We start from the raw sequence: 16,721 nt of genomic DNA on the forward strand, positions 1-16,721 counted from the left end.
GATGGGTGGCCCTCAACTGCGTTATGCCGCAGGAAATGCCCGCGGTAATGGAAGGATGTAACCGTGAGCTCCTCTGCAAACGACAATCCGCGCTATAGCCGCGGTGACAAAGGTCCGGCGTCCGGTGGCAGCCGGCGCGACGGCGACCGCTCCGGCGGTCAGGACCGGCGCGGATCCGGCGACCGTCGCGAAGGCGGCAGCGGCGACCGTTCGCAGGGCGGCTTCCGGGATCGGGATCAGCGCAGTGGCGGCTACCGGCGGGACGACCGCGACGGTGGCTTCCGTGGCGGCGACCGTGACCGTGGTGCCTACGGCGATCGCGGAGGCGACCGAGGCGGCGACCGTGGCCCGCGTCGCGACTCCGGCGACCGTGGCGGCTTCCGGGGAGGCGACCGTCCTCAGCGCGACAGCGGCTTCCGCAGCGGCGACCGCGACGGCGGCTTCCGTGGTGGCGATCGTCCGCAGCGTGAGGGTGGTTTCCGTGGTGGGGACCGGGATTCGCGTGGTGGCGATCGTGGCGGGTTCCAGGGTGGACAGCGCCGCGAGGGTGGCTTCCGCAGCGACCGTCCCCAGCGTGAGGGTGGCTACCGCAGCGGCGACCGCGAGGGCGGTTTCCGTGGTGGCGATCGTCCGCAGCGTGAGGGTGGTTTCCGTGGTGGAGACCGTGACGGTGGCTTCCGTGGCGGTGACCGTCCCCAGCGTGAGGGTGGCTACCGCAGCGGCGACCGCGAGGGTGGCTTCCGTGGTGGCGATCGTCCGCAGCGCGAGGGTGGTTTCCGTGGTGGCGATCGTCCGCAGCGTGATGGTGGTTTCCGTGGTGGCGATCGTCCGCAGCGTGATGGTGGTTTCCGTGGTGGCGATCGTCCGCAGCGCGAGGGTGGCTTCCGTGGTGGAGACCGTGACGGTGGCTTCCGTGGCGGTGACCGTCCGCAGCGTGATGGTGGTTTCCGTGGTGGTGACCGCGATCGTGGCGGCTATGGCGACCGTGGCCCGCGTCGCGACTCCGGCGACCGTCGCGAGGGCGGCTTCCGTGGCGGTGACCGTCCGCAGCGTGAGGGTGGTTTCCGTGGTGGGGACCGGGATTCGCGTGGTGGCGATCGTGGCGGGTTCCAGGGTGGACAGCGCCGCGAGGGTGGCTTCCGCAGCGACCGTCCCCAGCGTGAGGGCGGCTACCGCAGCGGCGACCGCGAGGGCGGTTTCCGTGGTGGCGACCGTCCGCAGCGCGAGGGTGGCTTCCGTGGTGGCGACCGTCCGCAGCGCGAGGGTGGCTTCCGTGGTGGCGACCGTCCGCAGCGCGAGGGTGGCTTCCGTGGTGGCGACCGTCCGCAGCGTGAGGGCGGTTTCCGTGGTGGCGACCGTCCGCAGCGTGACGGCGGTTTCCGTGGTGGCGACCGCGATCGTGGCGGCTATGGCGACCGTGGCCCGCGTCGCGACTCCGGCGACCGTCGCGAAGGCGGATTCCGGGGTGGCGACCGTGACGGTGGCTTCCGGGGCGGCGACCGTGAAGGTGGCTTCCGTGGCGGCGACCGGGGTGGCTACGGCGACCGTCGCGAAGGCGGCTTCCGCGAGCGCGAGGGTGGTTTCCGGGACCGCGGCGAGCGCCCGGTCCGGGAGGACGCGGGCGCCGAGGGCGAGACGCGTACCGAGGCTGGGTTCACCGAGGGCGGGTACGCCGAGGGCCGGGAGCGCCAGCAGGGTCCGGAGATCCCCGAGGACATCCAGGCTGACGAGCTCGACACCGAGATCCGCGCCGAACTGCTGACGCTGGCGCGTCCGGTCGCCGAGCGCGTCGCCCGGCACCTGGTGGCCACCGGCTACCTGATCGACGAGGACGCGCCGCTGGCGCTGGAGCACGCCATCGCCGCCCGTCGGCTGGCCTCCCGGATCGCCTCCGTACGCGAGGCGGTCGGGCTGGCGGCGTACCGGGCTGGGGAGTGGCAGACCGCGATCTCGGAACTGCGCACCTATCAGCGGCTGACCGGTCGGCAGACGCATCTGGCCGTCCTCGCCGACTGCGAGCGGGCGCTGGGCCGGCCGGAGAAGGCCGTGGACATGTTCCGCGCGGCCGACCGGGCCAAGCAGGGCCAGACCGAGGCGATCGAGCTGCTCATCGTGGCCGCCGGCGCTCGGGGCGACCTCGGGCAGAAGGACGCCGCCGTGGCGATGCTCCAGGTTCGGGAGCTGACGTCCGACAGCGGCGAGCCGTGGGCTGCCCGCCTCCGGTACGCGTACGCCGACGCACTGCTCAGCGCGGGGCGTACCGAGGAGGCCCGTGAGTGGTTCTCCCGGGCGGCCGAGACCGACGAAGAGGGCGACACCGACGCGGCCGAGCGGCTGCTCGAACTCGACGGCGTCAACCTGGAGGACGACGACCAGGAAGACGACGAGGACGAGGACGTCGAGGAGTCGGGTGAGGGCGAGTCGGACGACGCCGAGTCCGATGAGGACGACGATGAGTCCGATGAGGACTACGACGACGAAGAAGACGACGAGGACTACGACGACGAAGACGGCGATGACGACGACTACGACGACGATGAGTCCGATGAGTCCGATGAGTCCGATGAGGACTACGACGACGAAGACGACGACGAAGAAGACGAAGACGAAGACCGCGAAGGCGACGAGGAAGACGACGACGAGGACTCGGACGGCTACGACGACGAGTCCGATGAGGACGACGAGGACGACGCAGTCGGCGGCGAGAACAACGGCATCGACTCCCTCGCGGACGAGCACGACGACGAGATCGACGCCGATCTCGACGCGGACGCCGACATCCCGGCCGCCGAGGTCAACCGGACCGAGGATCGTCCGGCCGCCGGCCGTGACGAGTCCGGCGATCAGCGTCCCTGATCGGCGCGGCGAATGAGCGTGGCTTCGGCCGGTCGCCTGGTCGACGCGTACGACCTGGTCATCCTGGACCTGGACGGCGTTGTCTTCCTCATCGACCGGCCGATTCCCGGCGCGGTGGAGACCATCGGCAGGTTGCGGGCCGACGGCGTACCCGTGATGTTCGCGACGAACAACGCGTCACGCCGAGCGGCTGAAGTCGCGGAGCTGTTGTCTGGCATGGGCGTGGCCGCGAGCGCCGCCGAGGTCTTGACCTCCGCGGGCGCCGCGGCCGCGACCCTGGCCGGCCGGTTCCCGGCGAACGCGCCCGTGCTGGTGGTCGGCGCGGACGCGCTGCGGGACGAGGTACGCGAGGCTGGGCTGAGCCTGGTCGAGGGCGCGGACGACAAGCCGGTGGCGGTCGTGCAGGGCTACGGGCCGGAAGTGGGCTGGCGGCAGCTGGCGGAGGCGTCGCTGGCGATCCGGGCGGGCGCGCTGTGGGTCGCCACGAACACCGACCGGACCCTGCCGAGCCCGCGCGGGCCCTTGCCGGGCAACGGTTCCCTCGTGTCGGTCATCGCGACCGCGCTGGATCGCAAGCCGGATCTGGTGATCGGCAAGCCGGAACCCGGCCTGTTCGAGACGGCGGCCCGGCTGACCGGCGCCCGGCGGCCGCTGGTGGTAGGCGACCGGCTGGACACCGACATCGCGGGCGCGCGCCACGCGGGGGTCGACAGCCTGATGGTGCTGACCGGGGTAAGCAGCCGCGGGGACATCGAGCAGACCCCGCCGGAGCTGCGCCCGACGCACGTCGCGGACGATCTCACCGCCCTCTACGCCGTCACGTCCGACACCGAACGGTAGTTTGGTTCCTGTTGGGCGGCTTCCGCCGTCCACCCATGGACTTGTCGCGCCTGCCGTCCCGGGCAGAACGGCGGGCGCGCGGACGAAGGGAGCAGACGATGGCCGAAGCATGGCGGTCGTACCTCGAGATGGCCTACGGGCTCACCAAGACCTCGCGGAAGAAGGCGGAGAAGGCCGTTCGCGAGATCGTCGGCAAGGGCAACGCCAAGGCCGGGGAACTCCAGACGATGGCCGAGGACCTGATGGCCAGCGCCGACGCCAACCGCAGCGCCATCACCAAGCTGGTGCAGAGCGAGCTGGACAAGGCGCTCGGCCGGGTCGGCCTGGTCAAGGCGGAGGAAGTCACCGAGCTGCGCGGGCGGGTGGACGAGCTGGAGGCCAAGCTGGCCGCCGCTCCGGCGACAGCCGCCGCTTCGGCTCCGGCGTCGAAGACCGCTGCAGCGAAGACGGCTGGGTCGAAGGCTGCCCCGGCGTCGAAGGCGGCTCCGGCCAAGGCGACGGTCGCGAAGAAGACGGTCGCCAAGAAGACCGCCGCGCCGGCCAAGTCGGCTGCGGCGACGCCGGTCGAGACGGTGCTCGCCGAGGAGGAGAAGCTGGGTCCGGCCAAGGCTGAGCCCGCCACCCCGGCCACCCGGAAGACGACTTCCGCTTCGGCTGCGGCGAAGAAGACGGCTTCGGCTCCGGCGAAGAAGACCGTCGCCAAGAAGACGGTGGCCAAGAAGGCGCCCGCCAAGAAGGCCACTTCGTGACCTCCGCCGAGCCGGACCTCGAGCCCGACTTCGAGCCGGACCTCGAGCCGGCCGGCGGCGCGCCCGGCGCGACCGGCCATCGGGCCGTCGACGCGGCGCTGCGGTCGCTGCAGAACGCCGCCGAGCTGCCCGTGGGGGAGCAGATCGCGGCGTACGAGGCGGCGCATCGCACCCTGCGGGAGACGCTGTCCACCATCGACGACGCCTGAGCGGAGCACCATGGCACGACGACTGCGCCTCGACGCCGAACTGGTCCGCCGGGGGCTCGCCCGGTCCCGGGAACAGGCGGCCGCACTGGTCGAGGCCGGCCGGGTCGAGGTCCGCGGTCAGGTCGCCCGCAAGGTGGCGGCCATGGTCGACACGGCGGATCCGGTTCGTGTGACGGGGCCGGACGTCGGCGACGAGTACGTGTCGCGGGGCGGGCACAAGCTCGCCGGCGCCCTGGACGCGTTCACCCCTCGCGGGCTGGCCGTCGAGGGGCGGCGCTGCCTCGACGCGGGTGCGTCCACCGGCGGGTTCACCGATGTGCTGCTGCGCCGGGGTGCGGCGCACGTGGCGGCGGTCGACGTCGGCTACGGGCAGATCGCGTGGTCGTTGCGGACCGACGAGCGCGTGACGGTCATCGAGCGGACCAACGTGCGTACGCTGACGCCGGATGCGATCGGGGGGCCGGTCGAGCTGACCGTGGCCGACCTGTCCTTCATCTCGCTGCGGCTGGTGCTGCCCGCCCTGGCCGCGTGCACCGACGGCGACCTGGCCCTGATGGTGAAACCGCAGTTCGAGGTCGGCAAGGAACGCGTGGGGGCCGGCGGTGTGGTCCGGGATCCGGCGTTGCGCGCCGAAGCCGTGGTGGACGTCGCGCGTGCCGGGTGGGATCTTGGACTGGGCGTCGCCGGAGTGGTCGCCTCGCCGCTGCCCGGCCCGTCGGGCAACGTCGAGTTCTTCCTCTGGTTCCGCAAGGACGCACCGCCGGTCGACCCCGAGGAGGTCGCCACGGTGGCCGGTGTGTCACATTCGGAGGTGTCGGAAACAGGCGGGGAGGGCGGCGCGGATGGCTGAGCGGCGGGACGCGCTGCTGGTGACCCACACCGGGCGCAAGGACTCCACCGAACACGCCCGCACGGTCGCGACCGACCTGCTCGCGGCCGGCTTCGGCGTACGTGTCGTGGAGGAGGAGGCCGAGGATCTCGACCTGCCCGGGGTGACCCCCGTGTGCGGGCCGGAGGCGGCCGCCGGGACCGAGATCGTCTTCGCCCTCGGCGGCGACGGCACCTTCCTGCGGGCGGCCGAGCTGGCCCGCCCCTACGGCGCTCCGCTGCTCGGGATCAACCTGGGCCGGGTCGGCTTCCTCGCCGAGGCCGAGATCCACGACCTCGACCAGGCCGTCCGGGACGTCGTCGCCCGGGAGTACACCGTGGACGAGCGGCTCACCCTGGACGTGACGGTCGAACTGGGCGAGATCGAACTCGCCTCGTCCTGGGCGCTCAACGAGGTCAGCGTCGAGAAGAACGCCCGGGAACGGATGCTGGAGCTGCTCGTCGACGTCGACGGCCGGCCGCTGTCGCGGTACGGCTGCGACGGCGTGGTCTGCGCGACGCCGACCGGGTCGACGGCGTACGCGTTCTCGGCGGGCGGGCCGGTCGTCTGGCCCGAGGTCGAAGCCCTGCTGCTGGTGCCGATCAGCGCGCACGCGCTGTTCAGCCGCCCGTTGGTGACCGCACCCACGTCCACGTTCGTGATCACGGTGGAGCCGTACACGACCGGCGCGCTGCTGTGCTGCGACGGCCGCCGGACGGTCGACCTGCCGCCGGGCGCCCGGGTCACCGTCCGTCGAGGAGAGCTGCCCGTACGCGTGGTCCGGCTGCGGCCGCGCCCGTTCACCGACCGGCTCGTGGCCAAGTTCGAGCTGCCCGTCGTCGGTTGGCGCGGTCAGGCTTGAACTCGTTCACCTGCTGTTATCACTGCGCGCGACGCCCGGCGGGTGACACCGTCGTACGCCTGAACTAATCTCTGTGTCGTGCTGGAGGAGTTGCGCATCACCGGCCTCGGGGTCATCGAGGACACGACTCTGCCACTGACCCGTGGCATGAACGTGATCACCGGTGAGACCGGTGCCGGCAAGACTATGGTCGTGACCGGCCTGGGGCTGCTCTTCGGCGGCCGAGCCGATGCCGGGCGGGTGCGAGCCGAGCCGGGCCGGGCCATCGTGGAAGGCCGGCTGCGGCTGCCCACGCAGACCGCCGCCGCGGTCGCCGCCCGGGTCGCCGACGCGGGCGCGGAGATGGACGACGACGGCAGCTGGCTGCTCAACCGCACCGTCACCGTCGAAGGCCGCTCGCGGGCGCACGTCGGCGGGCGTTCGGTGCCGGTGAGCCTGCTCGGCGAAATCGGCGAGCAGGTGCTGGCCGTACACGGCCAGTCCGACCAGTTGCGCCTGCTGCGCCCGGCCGAGCAACGGGCGTCGCTCGACCGGTTCGCCGGTCCCGAGCACGAGAAGCTGCTCACCGAGTTCCGCGAGCTGCACACCGCGTGGCGCCGGGCCGAGGACGACCTGGCCGACCGCCGCCGCAACGCCCGCGAACGCAGCCAGGAGGCCGATCTGCTGCGGCTCGGGCTGGACGAGATCACCCGAGTCGACCCGCAGGCCGGCGAGGACGACGAGCTGCGCATCGAGGCCCAGCGGCTGGAGCACTCCGAGGGGCTGCGTACGGCGGCCAGCACGGCGCATCACGCGATTTCCACCGAGGACGAGGCGGAGGACGCCAACAGCCTGCTCAACGCCGCCCGGCGCAGCCTGGAGGCGCAGTCCACGGTCGACCCGGTGCTCGGCGAGCTGGCCGCCCGGCTGGAGGAGGCCGCGACGTTGCTGGCCGACGTCTCGGTCGAGCTGTCCACCTACCTCGCCAGCCTCGACGCCGACCCGGACCGGCTGCAGGCGATCTACGAGCGCCGGGCCGCATTGCGCGCGCTGACCCGCAAGTACGCCGACGACGTGGACGGGGTCATCGCCTGGGCCGACCGGGCCCGGACGCGCCTGGCCGACCTCGACGTCTCCGACGAGGCGCTCGAGGAGCTGGACCGGGAGCGGCTGCGGCTGGCCGGTGAGGTGGCCGTCGCCGCCGCGAAGGTGCGCGCCGCCCGGATCGCCGCCGCCGGCACCTTCGCCGAGCAGGTCACCGTGGAACTCGCCGGGCTCGCCATGCCGCACGCCCGGGTCGAGTTCGTCGTCTCGGCGCGTACGCCGGGGCGGGGTGAGCCGGCGCTGGTCGTCGACGGCGAGGAGGCCGGAGTCACCGCGGACGGGGCTGATGAGGTCGAGCTGCGCCTGATCGCGCACCCGGGCGCGCCCGCGTTGCCGTTGCAGCGGGGCGCCTCCGGCGGTGAGCTGTCCCGGGTGATGCTGGCCATCGAAGTGGTCTTCGCCGGGGTCGGCGGCCCGCCGACGCTGGTCTTCGACGAGGTCGACTCGGGTGTCGGCGGCACCGCCGCGGTCGAGATCGGCAAGCGCCTGGCCCGCCTCGCGCGCAGCCACCAGGTGTTGGTCGTCACGCACCTGCCCCAAGTCGCCGCGTTCGCCGATCGGCATCTGGTGGTGGCCAAGGACACTGGTGGGGCGATCACCACGAGCGGCGTACGCGTCGTGGAGGAGACCGAGCGGGCGCGGGAGCTGGCCCGGATGCTGGCCGGTCTGCCGGACAGCGACCTCGGCATCGCCCACGCCGAGGAGCTGCTCGCCGTGGCGGCTCGCGAACGCGGGTAATCGCCCACCGGTAACTGCGGCTTCGGTGCGCTCGCGGCTTCGTAAGAGCGCACCGAAGAGGCGAGGCTCGCGGCGTGCATTCGTGCGCTGCCCGGTGCGGCCCCGCCCGGCTCCTACGCGGATTCGCGGCTTACGAGACGATGTGCCCGATATGGCGCATCGGCCATGGCCGCTTTGTCATGATCATGGGAAGTTTTGAGATGCAATAGCAGCGCGGAATTGACCCTGATCGTGAAAACCGCGTCCGGAGAGCGTGCAAATGCAATATTGCGCGCAGAGTGCCGAGCATGGGGACCAAGCCCGACCGTGCGAAGTGGGCCGGTCCACCTCCGGGGGAGAGACCCAGGCCAGTACCGTGATCAGCATGTCGAGTAGGCGATCACGGAGCTGGCATGCCAGGATGGCCCCGATGCGTCTACCCACCTTGCGCCGGACCCGGGGCGCCGAACCGGGCACGATCATCGGCACCGCACGGCTCGACCGACGGACCAAACGGCTCGTCGGCCGGCTACGCGCGGGCGATCTAGCGGTCATCGACCACGTCGACATCGACCGCGTCGCGGCCGATGCTCTGGTCGCGGTGGGCGTCGGCGCGGTGCTGAACGCCAAGCCGTCGATCTCCGGCCGCTATCCGAACCTCGGCCCGCAGGTGCTGATCGAGGCGGGCGTACTGCTTCTCGACGATCTGGGCGAGGGCGTCTTCCAGAATGTCCGCGAGGGCGACGAACTTCGCATCGAGGGCAACACTGTCTTCCTCGGTGACGAGCCGGTCGCGCACGGCATCCGGCAGGACGCCGAATCGGTGGCCAAGTCCATGGTGGACGCCCGGGAGGGCCTGTCCGTGCAGTTGGAGGCGTTCGCCGCCAACACCATGGAGTATCTGAAGCAGGAGCGGGATCTGCTCCTGGACGGCGTCGGCGTGCCGGAGGTCGCGACGCAGGTCGCCGGCCGGCACTGCCTGATCGTGGTCCGCGGCTACGACTACAAGGCCGACCTCGACGTGCTGCGGCCCTATATCCGTGAGTTCAAGCCGGTGCTGATCGGGGTGGACGGCGGGGCGGACGCGCTGGTCGAGGCGGGGTACACACCCGACATGATCATCGGCGACATGGACTCGGTCTCCGACGACGTACTGCGCTGCGGCGCCGAGGTGATCGTGCACGCGTACCCGGACGGGCGGGCGCCGGGCCTGGCCCGGATGCACCAGCTCGGTGTGCCGGCGATCACCTTCCCGGCCGCGGCGACCAGCGAGGACATCGCGATGCTGCTGGCCGATGAGAAGGGCGCTTCGCTGATCGTGGCGGTCGGCACCCACGCGACGCTCGTCGAGTTCCTCGACAAGGGCCGGGGCGGCATGGCGTCGACGTTCCTGACGCGGCTGCGCATCGGCGGCAAGCTCGTCGACGCCAAGGGGGTCAGCCGGCTCTACCGGCAGAGCATCTCCGGTTCGTCTCTGCTCCTTCTGGTGCTGTCGGCGATCGCCGCGATGGCGGCGGCAGTGGCGGTCTCCACCGTAGGTAAGGCTTATCTCGCTGTGGTCGCGGAGTGGTGGGACAATCTCATGTTCCAAGTGCAGCGGCTGTTCTAGGGATACGGATCGTGATCAACTTCAGGTACCACGTCGTGTCGCTCACGGCGGTCTTTCTCGCGCTGGCCATCGGCCTGGTCGTCGGGACGGCGGCGCTCAACGGGCCGGCGGCCGACGCCCTGAACGAGACGGTGAACTCGCTGCGCAAGTCCAACAGCCAGCTCCGGGATCAGCTGGACGGGCTGGCGGTGGAGCAGAACCGCAAGGACGACTACGTCGCCGAGTCCGCTCCGTATCTGCTGACCGGCAAGCTGACCTCGCGCCGGATCCTCATCGTCGTGATGCCGTCCGGGCGGGAGTTCGTCGACGGCGTCACCAAGCAGCTGGGTGTCGCGGGCGCGAAGGTCACCGGCACGGTGGCGCTGAACGACAAGTTCACCGACCCGTCGAACGACAGCGAGCTGATGGAGCTGGCGGAGAACGCGTTGCCGCCGAGCGTCCCGGCCACGGCGCTGCCGTCCAGCAGCGACGCGCAGGAGCTGGCGAGCACACTGCTCTCGGCGGTGCTGATGGACCGCACGCCCGCCGTCGCGACGGCCGACATGAACTCGGTGCTGACCGCGTTCAACAAGGCCGGTTATCTCAGTGTGGACGGCAAGGTCAGCGGGCCCGCCGAGGCGGCGGTGATCATCTCGGGCATGCCGTACACCGACACCTCGGCGTCGGACAAGAACAGCAACGTGCAGACCACCGTGGTGCAGTTCGACAAGGCCGGTCCGGTGGTGGTGGCCGGGGTCCTCGGCGGCGATGGCAACGTCATCTCGGCTGTGCGCGCGGATCCGGCGTTGGTGAAGTCTGTGTCGACTGTGGATGACGTCAACACCGCGCAGGGTCAGGTGGTGTCCGCGCTGGCGACCTGGGAGCAACTGGTGGTCGGCAAGACGGGGCAGTACGGCGTCGGGTCCGGCGCGACCACGCTCATGCCGAAGATGCCTGCCTGACATGGGAGTCGGGCGGATGCTGGGCCGGCTGGCGCTGGCCGGTGCGGGTGCGGTGGCGGCGCAGGGCATTCAGCGCGCGCTGCGGGCTTCGAGCCTGTCGAAGGATCTCGAGCGGAAGAACTTCCGGGGGAGCACGGTCAACCTCGCCGGCGGCCCCGCGCTGGCGGTCAGCGCCGCCGTGACGAGTGCGGCGGGCGCACCGACCGGGCGGGCCGCGACCGCGGCGCTGGTCGCCGGGCTCGGGTCGGGCGCGGTCGGCTTCTACGACGACGTCGTCGGCGTACGCCCGGAGCACAAGGCCAAGGGTTTCCGCGGTCATCTAGGCGCCCTGAAGCAGGGCCGGGTCACCAGCGGCCTGGTCAAGATCGCCGGGGTGGGCGCGGCCGGGCTGGCCGCTTCGGCGCTGCTGACGCGGTCGCGCGGCCGGGGCGCGGTGACCACCGTGATCGACACCGCCCTGGGGGCGGGAGTGATCGCGGGTGCCGCCAACCTGTTCAATTTGCTCGACCTTCGTCCCGGGCGGGCGCTCAAGGCCGGCGTGATCGTCGGTACGCCGCTGGCCTCCGGCAAGGCCGGGACCATGGTCGCCGGGCCGCTCGGGGCGGTGACGGGCAGCCTGCAGCCGGATCTGGCCGAGGAGACGATGCTCGGCGACTGTGGTGCCAACGCCCTCGGAGCGCTGCTCGGGACGGCGTACGCCGCGCGTACCGGGCCGGTGGGGCGGTTCGCCGCGCTGGCGGTGCTGGCCGGGCTGACCGCCGCGAGCGAGAAGGTCAGCTTCACCAAGGTCATCGAGGGCACGCCGGGTCTGCGAGAGCTGGACGCGTTCGGCCGGATGAAAGCCGATGATCCTGATAAAGCGGATGCACCTGATAAAGCCGACGCCTAGCGGACACGAGTAGCAGCCACGACCACATGAGCCGAATAGCCCGCGCCGCCACCCTCATCGCGGTGCTCACCGTCGTCAGCCGCGTCGTCGGGTTCGCCCGGACCTGGGTGCTGACCCTCTCGGTGGGCCAGACCGACCTCGGCAGCGTGTACGCCAGCGCCAACGCCATCCCCAACATCATCTTCGAGATCGTCGCCGGCGGTGCGATGGCGGCACTGGTCGTGCCGCTGCTGGCCGGCGCGGTCGCCAACGGCGACGTGCGGGCGGTGTCGCGTACGGCGTCGGCGCTGCTCACATGGGTGCTGGCCGGCCTCGTCCCGCTGGCCGTGGTGGTGGCCGTCGGCGCGGACTGGGTCATCCGGCTCGTCGCCGGGCGCGACTGGACGCCAGAGCAGTACGAAACCGGCGCGCTCATGCTGCGGATCTTCGCGATCCAGATCCCGCTCTACGGGGTCGGGGTGGTGCTCATCGGCGTACTGCAGGCGCACCGGAAGTTCGCCTGGCCGGTGATCGCCCCGCTGCTGTCGAGCCTGGTGGTCATCACGGCGTACGCCCTGTTCGCGGCGCATGACGGCGCGCGGGCGGATCTGGCGCAGGCGTCCCGGACCGGGGTGCTGATCCTGGCGATCGGCACGACGCTGGGCGTGGTGGTGCTCAGCGGCTGCCTGCTCATCCCGCTTCGATCACTGCGGCTGACGTTGCGCGCCTCCTGGCAGATCGACCACCCCGACGTGAAGGGGCTGGCCGCCAGCGGCCTGCTCACCGTGGCGTTCCAGCAGCTGGCCCTGATCGTGGCCCTGCGGCTGGCCAACAGCACGGAGGCGGACGGCACCGCGCTCGTGTTCACCGTCGCGCAGACCGTGTTCCTGCTGCCCTGGGCGGTGCTCGCCGTCCCGGCGGCCACCGCGGCGTACCCGGCGCTGGCGGAATCGGCGGCGACCGGCCGGCTCTCGGCGTACAACCAGACCTTGGCGAACACCGCGCGGGCCGTGACCTTGCTGAGCTGCCTGGGTGTCGCGTTGCTGGCGGGGGTGGCCGGACCGGCGGCCGCGTTCCTGTCGGCGGGCGCCGATCCGACCGCGCTGGCCTGGGGCATCGCCGCGTTCGCGCCGGGACTGCTGGGCTACGGCCTGGCGGCGTTGCTCAGCCGCGCGCTGTACGCCCGCAGCGGCCAGCGAGCCGCCGCGATCGCCTTCGGCCTGGGCTGGGGCAGCGCCGCCGTCGCCATGCCGATCCTGGCCGCGGTCCTGCCCGAGTCCGCCCGGGTCGCCGCGCTGGGGCTGGGCACCTCGGTGGGGCTGACCGTGCTGGGCCTGGTCCTGGTGATCGTGCTGCGGCGCACCGGTGCGACAATGCCCAGGTTGACCCGGGCCGCCGCCGCCGGACTTCTCGCAGCGGCAGTGGGCGCGGCGGCGGGCAACGGCGTGTGTCGGCTCGCCGGCGGACTTCCGTCGGGGGTGGGTGCGATCATCGGCCTCGGAGTGGCGGCCGGGGCGGTCGTGGTGGTGGTCTTCGTGGCCGTGCTGCTGCCGTTGGCCGGCGGTGACGTGCGGGCGCTGGCCCGCCGGTTCGCCCGGCGCTGATCGCACGGGCGACGACGGGGCACAGGGGAAGGGTGGACGGTGGCACAGCAGCACTTCCACGGCGCGGTCGCGCTGGTGCTGGCGACCAGCACCGGCGGCATCGGGCAGCACGTCGCGGCGCTGGCCGGCGGGCTGGCTCAGGCCGGCTGTGCGGTGACCGTGATCGGACCGGCCATGACCGAGGCGCGGTTCGGCTTCACCGAGCGCGGCGCGCAGTTCATCCCGGTGGAGATCCCCGCCAACCCGACCCCCGGCGACCTGCGGGCGGTGCGCTCGCTGCGCCGCGTCCTGGCCGCCGTGCGCCCGGCGGTCGTGCACGCCCACGGGCTGCGCGCGGGCTTCGCGGTGGCGCTCGCCCGGCCGCCCCAGCCCACCGTCGTGACCTGGCACAACGCCCCGCTGCGCGGCGGGGTCCGCGGTGGCGTGCACGCCATGCTCGAACGCATCGTCGCCCGCGCGGCGACGGTCAACCTCGGCGCCTCCACCGACCTGGTCGACCGGGCCAAGGCCGCGGGCGCGGCCGACGCGCGCCTCTGGGAGGTCGCCGCACCGGTGCGGGCCGCGGCTCATCGCTCCCGGGCGGGGGTACGCGCGGAGCTGGGTGTGGCCGCCGACGCGCCGGTGATTCTCTCGGTCGGCCGCCTGCATCCGCAGAAACGCTATGACCTGCTCGTGAAGGCGGCCGCTCAGCTGCGGACGGAGGTGCCGGGCGCGACCGTGGTGATCGCCGGGACCGGGCCGTCCTATCTAGATCTTGCTGCGCAGATCTCGGCCGAGCACGCCCCGGTACGCCTGCTCGGCCACCGCGACGACGTCCCCGAGCTGATCGCGGCGTCCGACGTCGCCGTGGTCAGCAGCGACTGGGAAGCCCGGCAGCTGTTCGCCCAGGAGGCGCTCGCGGGCGGGCTGCCGCTGATCACGACCGGCGTCGGGGGATTGCCGGAGCTGGTCGGCGACGCCGCCGTGCTGATCGAGCCCGGCAGCGCCGAGGCGATCCGGGCCGCCATCGTCGATCTCCTCGGGGATCCCGACCGGCGGGCGCAGCTCACCGAGCTGGGCCGGGAACGCGCCGCGACCTGGCCCGACGCTGTGGACATGCTGCGCCGCCTGCTCGACCTGTACGCCGACCTCGCCGACCGGACACCGGTAGCCGAGGAGCTGGACTGATGCGGACGGCCCGGACGAGGAGCGTGCTGGTGGCGCTCCTCGCGCTGATCGCCGCCCTATTCGCCCCGATAAGCCCGGCCCAGTCGGCCGCGGTCGCATCGGCGGCCGGACCGCTCGCCGCCGCCGACGGCGACGCCGATCCCGACACCCGGGCGGACTACGTCATCGTGGCGGGCGTACCCGGGTTGCGCTGGGAAGATCTGGACGCCACGAGCACGCCGACGCTGTGGAAGCTGGCCGAGCACGGCTCGATCGGCTCGATGTCGGTCCGCTCGGCGGTCACCCCGACCTGCCCGGCCGACGGCTGGACCACGTTGAGCGCCGGGAACTACGCGTACCGGAGTCTGGCCGCCAACCCGCCCAAGGTGTCCGGCGAGTGCCCGCAGCTGGAGCAGGAGGTCATCCGGGGGCGCGACAAACAGAGCGCGTCGCTGCCGCCGGACGAGCAACGGCTGGTGATCTTCAACAACGGCAAGAACCCGTGGGGCGCGGTGCCGAGCGCCCTGCCGAACTCCGTGCGCTGCACGGTGGCGGTCGGCGTCGGCGGCGCGATCGCCGCAGTACGCCCCTACGACCGGGTGGACCGCTACGAACCCGGGCTGCCCGACGATCCGGCGAAGCTGACCGACCTGCTGGCCTCGTGCGTATTGACCGTCGCCGACCTGGGCACGGTCGACGCGAAGGAGACGGCCGACCGCAAGACCCAGGCCGCCGCCGCCGACGCGCAGCTGGCGAAACTGCTGGCCGCCCGGCCCGCCCGCAGCACGGTCATGGTCGCCGGGATCTCCGACACCAGCACCGACCAGCGCCTGCACGTCGCCGTCTTCGACGGCCCCGGCTGGGACTCCGGGTGGCTCACCTCGGCCGGCACCGGGCGCAACGGCTACATCCAGCTCATCGACCTGGCCCCGACGATCCTGCACGTGCTCGGGCGGCCGGCGCCGGCGAAGCTGTTCCGGGGCTCGGTCGCCGTCCCGGCGGACGGCCGCCCGGCCGATCTGGCCAGCGCGATCGGCGTACCGGCGCAGGCGGACGCGCAGGCCAAGGCGCAACGGGGCATCACGGGCTGGTTCTTCGGCCTGCTCGCCGTCGTCCAACTCGCCCTGTACACGATGCTGGCCTGGGCGATGCGCCGGTCCTACACCCGGGCCGGGCGGGCGCAGAAGGCGTTGCCGCTGCCGGAATGGATGCGCCGCAAGGCGCCCAGCCGACCCGAGCCGTTCTGGACGAAGTGGGCCGAGATCGCCCTCATCGCCTCGGCCTCGGCCATCCCGGCCGCCTTCGCCGCCGGCATGGCGCCCTGGTGGCGCTCCTCGCACGCCGGGCTGGTCTTCTGGGCCCTGACGGTCGCCGGGATGGTCGTCGTCAGCCTCGTCGCGGTGCTGCTGCCCGCGTACCGGCGCACGCTCGGCCCGGTCGGCGTCGTCGCCGGTCTCGCCGCCGCCGTCGTCGCGCTCGACCTGGCCACCGGCGCACGGCTCCAGCTCAACGGGGTCGCGGGTTACTCGGCCCTGGAAGGCGGCCGGTACGCCGGGCTCGGGGTCGTGGGGCTGGGCGTGTTCATCTCCGGCGTCCTGCTCGCCACCGGCTGCCTGGCCCAGATCTCGCCCCGGCACCGCCGGCCCTGGCTCATCGCCATCGTGGGCGGGGTGGCGGTCGTGGTCGTCGGCGACCCGTTCCTCGGCGCGGACGCGGGCGGGGCGCTCGCGCTGACCGCCGGGGTCTGCCTCGCCGTCGCCGTGTGCACCGGCGGCTGGCTGACGCTGAACCGGGTCGTCTGGGCGACCGCCGCCGGACTCGCCGTGACGGTGGTGTTCGCGTTGATCGACCTGCGCCGCCCGGTCGCCGACCGGGGCAGCCTCGGCCGGATGCTCAGCCAGATCGCCGACGGCACCGGCGGGCCCACCCTCCATCGGCTCAGCGAGTCCAACATCACCGCGTTCGCCAACACGCCGCTCACCCTGCTCGCCCTGGGCTCGGCGGGCTTCGTCTGGTTCGCGCTGCTCCAGCCCTGGGGCGGGCTCAAACGGCTGTTCGGCGTCTATCCGGCCGTCCGGGCAGCCTTGACCGGGGTCGCCCTCGCCACGGTGCTGGCGGGCCTGTTCGGCGGGGCGGCGCTCAACGTCGCGGGCGCGGCCGCGGCCACTGTCGTGCCGCTGGTGGCCCTGGGCGCCCTGCGCGTACGCGAACACGCCGACGATCGGACGATCGCCCAGGAGCAAGAGGCCTTCTCCGGGGTCGTACCGTGACACGGATGCGACACCCCAGGGTGTGATCTGCGTCCTCCTAAGCGGTGAGCGGGCTCCGAGGTGTTAGGGTGAAATCCCGTGGATCATGCGGTCTTTTCA

The 16,721-nt window shown here is 72.4% G+C and carries 13 protein-coding genes and 1 pseudogene; 13 read left to right on the forward strand and 1 reads right to left on the reverse strand.

Annotated elements, in window-relative coordinates:
- Positions 1 to 21: 21 nt before the first annotated feature.
- Complete coding sequence (locus HDA40_RS35750) at positions 22 to 1,854, reverse strand: hypothetical protein (protein ID WP_253763977.1); 1,833 nt, start codon at positions 1,852 to 1,854, stop codon at positions 22 to 24.
- Between HDA40_RS35750 and HDA40_RS35755 the strand changes: the two genes are divergently transcribed.
- The 13 genes and pseudogenes from HDA40_RS35755 to HDA40_RS35815 all read left to right on the forward strand — a co-directional run bounded on the left by HDA40_RS35755 (position 1,804) and on the right by HDA40_RS35815 (position 16,622).
- The gene (locus tag HDA40_RS35755; protein WP_372503077.1) at positions 1,804 to 2,856 is read left to right on the forward strand and encodes a tetratricopeptide repeat protein; all 1,053 of its coding nucleotides are present in this window, start codon (positions 1,804 to 1,806) and stop codon (positions 2,854 to 2,856) included. The two genes, HDA40_RS35750 and HDA40_RS35755, sit on opposite strands and share 51 nt — an antisense overlap.
- Before the next feature lie 12 nt (positions 2,857 to 2,868).
- Positions 2,869 to 3,669, forward strand: a pseudogene (locus HDA40_RS35760) (HAD-IIA family hydrolase); the annotation flags it as partial.
- Between the two features lie 125 nt (positions 3,670 to 3,794).
- Positions 3,795 to 4,445, forward strand: a complete 651-nt coding sequence (locus HDA40_RS35765) for a phasin family protein (protein WP_253762290.1) — start codon at positions 3,795 to 3,797, stop codon at positions 4,443 to 4,445.
- Entirely contained in the window at positions 4,442 to 4,654 is a 213-nt protein-coding gene (locus HDA40_RS35770) for a hypothetical protein (RefSeq protein ID WP_253762291.1), read from the forward strand. The genes HDA40_RS35765 and HDA40_RS35770 overlap by 4 nt, the downstream gene beginning before the upstream one ends.
- Positions 4,655 to 4,664: 10 nt before the next feature.
- Positions 4,665 to 5,504, forward strand: coding sequence for a TlyA family RNA methyltransferase (locus HDA40_RS35775; protein WP_253762292.1), 840 nt, complete (start codon positions 4,665 to 4,667; stop codon positions 5,502 to 5,504).
- Positions 5,497 to 6,384 carry an NAD kinase gene (locus HDA40_RS35780; RefSeq protein WP_253762293.1) on the forward strand — a complete coding sequence of 296 codons (888 nt, stop codon included), beginning with the start codon at positions 5,497 to 5,499 and terminating at the stop codon, positions 6,382 to 6,384. The genes HDA40_RS35775 and HDA40_RS35780 overlap by 8 nt, the downstream gene beginning before the upstream one ends.
- A gap of 78 nt (positions 6,385 to 6,462) precedes the next feature.
- Positions 6,463 to 8,205: a DNA repair protein RecN gene (recN, locus tag HDA40_RS35785; RefSeq protein ID WP_253762294.1), complete on the forward strand. Its 1,743-nt coding sequence runs from the start codon at positions 6,463 to 6,465 to the stop codon at positions 8,203 to 8,205.
- A gap of 409 nt (positions 8,206 to 8,614) precedes the next feature.
- Positions 8,615 to 9,793, forward strand: coding sequence for a putative cytokinetic ring protein SteA (gene steA, locus HDA40_RS35790; RefSeq protein ID WP_253762295.1), 1,179 nt, complete (start codon positions 8,615 to 8,617; stop codon positions 9,791 to 9,793).
- Positions 9,794 to 9,804: 11 nt separating this feature from the next.
- Complete coding sequence (locus tag HDA40_RS35795) at positions 9,805 to 10,734, forward strand: copper transporter (protein ID WP_253762296.1); 930 nt, start codon at positions 9,805 to 9,807, stop codon at positions 10,732 to 10,734.
- 1 nt (position 10,735) lies between these two features.
- The gene (locus HDA40_RS35800) at positions 10,736 to 11,623 is read left to right on the forward strand and encodes a hypothetical protein (protein WP_253762297.1); all 888 of its coding nucleotides are present in this window, start codon (positions 10,736 to 10,738) and stop codon (positions 11,621 to 11,623) included.
- Positions 11,624 to 11,649: 26 nt separating this feature from the next.
- The gene (murJ, locus tag HDA40_RS35805) at positions 11,650 to 13,206 is read left to right on the forward strand and encodes a murein biosynthesis integral membrane protein MurJ (protein WP_253762298.1); all 1,557 of its coding nucleotides are present in this window, start codon (positions 11,650 to 11,652) and stop codon (positions 13,204 to 13,206) included.
- Positions 13,207 to 13,245: 39 nt separating this feature from the next.
- Positions 13,246 to 14,373 (forward strand): glycosyltransferase family 4 protein, encoded by a 1,128-nt coding sequence (locus tag HDA40_RS35810; RefSeq protein WP_253762299.1) that lies wholly within the window; start codon positions 13,246 to 13,248, stop codon positions 14,371 to 14,373.
- Positions 14,373 to 16,622 carry a hypothetical protein gene (locus tag HDA40_RS35815; protein WP_253762300.1) on the forward strand — a complete coding sequence of 750 codons (2,250 nt, stop codon included), beginning with the start codon at positions 14,373 to 14,375 and terminating at the stop codon, positions 16,620 to 16,622. Before HDA40_RS35810 ends, HDA40_RS35815 begins: the two co-directional genes overlap by 1 nt.
- The last annotated feature ends 99 nt before the right edge of the window (positions 16,623 to 16,721 follow it).

The organism is Hamadaea flava (genome assembly GCF_024172085.1).
GTDB classification, from domain to species: domain Bacteria; phylum Actinomycetota; class Actinomycetes; order Mycobacteriales; family Micromonosporaceae; genus Hamadaea; species Hamadaea flava.

Excerpts from the sequence above, each read along its gene's own strand:
- HDA40_RS35765 (WP_253762290.1), top strand. The coding sequence starts at position 3,795 with ATGGCCGAAGCATGGCGGTCGTACCTCGAGATGGCCTACGGGCTCACC.
- HDA40_RS35775 (WP_253762292.1), top strand. The coding sequence starts at position 4,665 with ATGGCACGACGACTGCGCCTCGACGCCGAACTGGTCCGCCGGGGGCTC.
- HDA40_RS35780 (WP_253762293.1), top strand. The coding sequence starts at position 5,497 with ATGGCTGAGCGGCGGGACGCGCTGCTGGTGACCCACACCGGGCGCAAG.
- steA (WP_253762295.1), top strand. The coding sequence starts at position 8,615 with ATGCGTCTACCCACCTTGCGCCGGACCCGGGGCGCCGAACCGGGCACG.
- HDA40_RS35800 (WP_253762297.1), top strand. The coding sequence starts at position 10,736 with ATGGGAGTCGGGCGGATGCTGGGCCGGCTGGCGCTGGCCGGTGCGGGT.
- murJ (WP_253762298.1), top strand. The coding sequence starts at position 11,650 with ATGAGCCGAATAGCCCGCGCCGCCACCCTCATCGCGGTGCTCACCGTC.
- HDA40_RS35815 (WP_253762300.1), top strand. The coding sequence starts at position 14,373 with ATGCGGACGGCCCGGACGAGGAGCGTGCTGGTGGCGCTCCTCGCGCTG.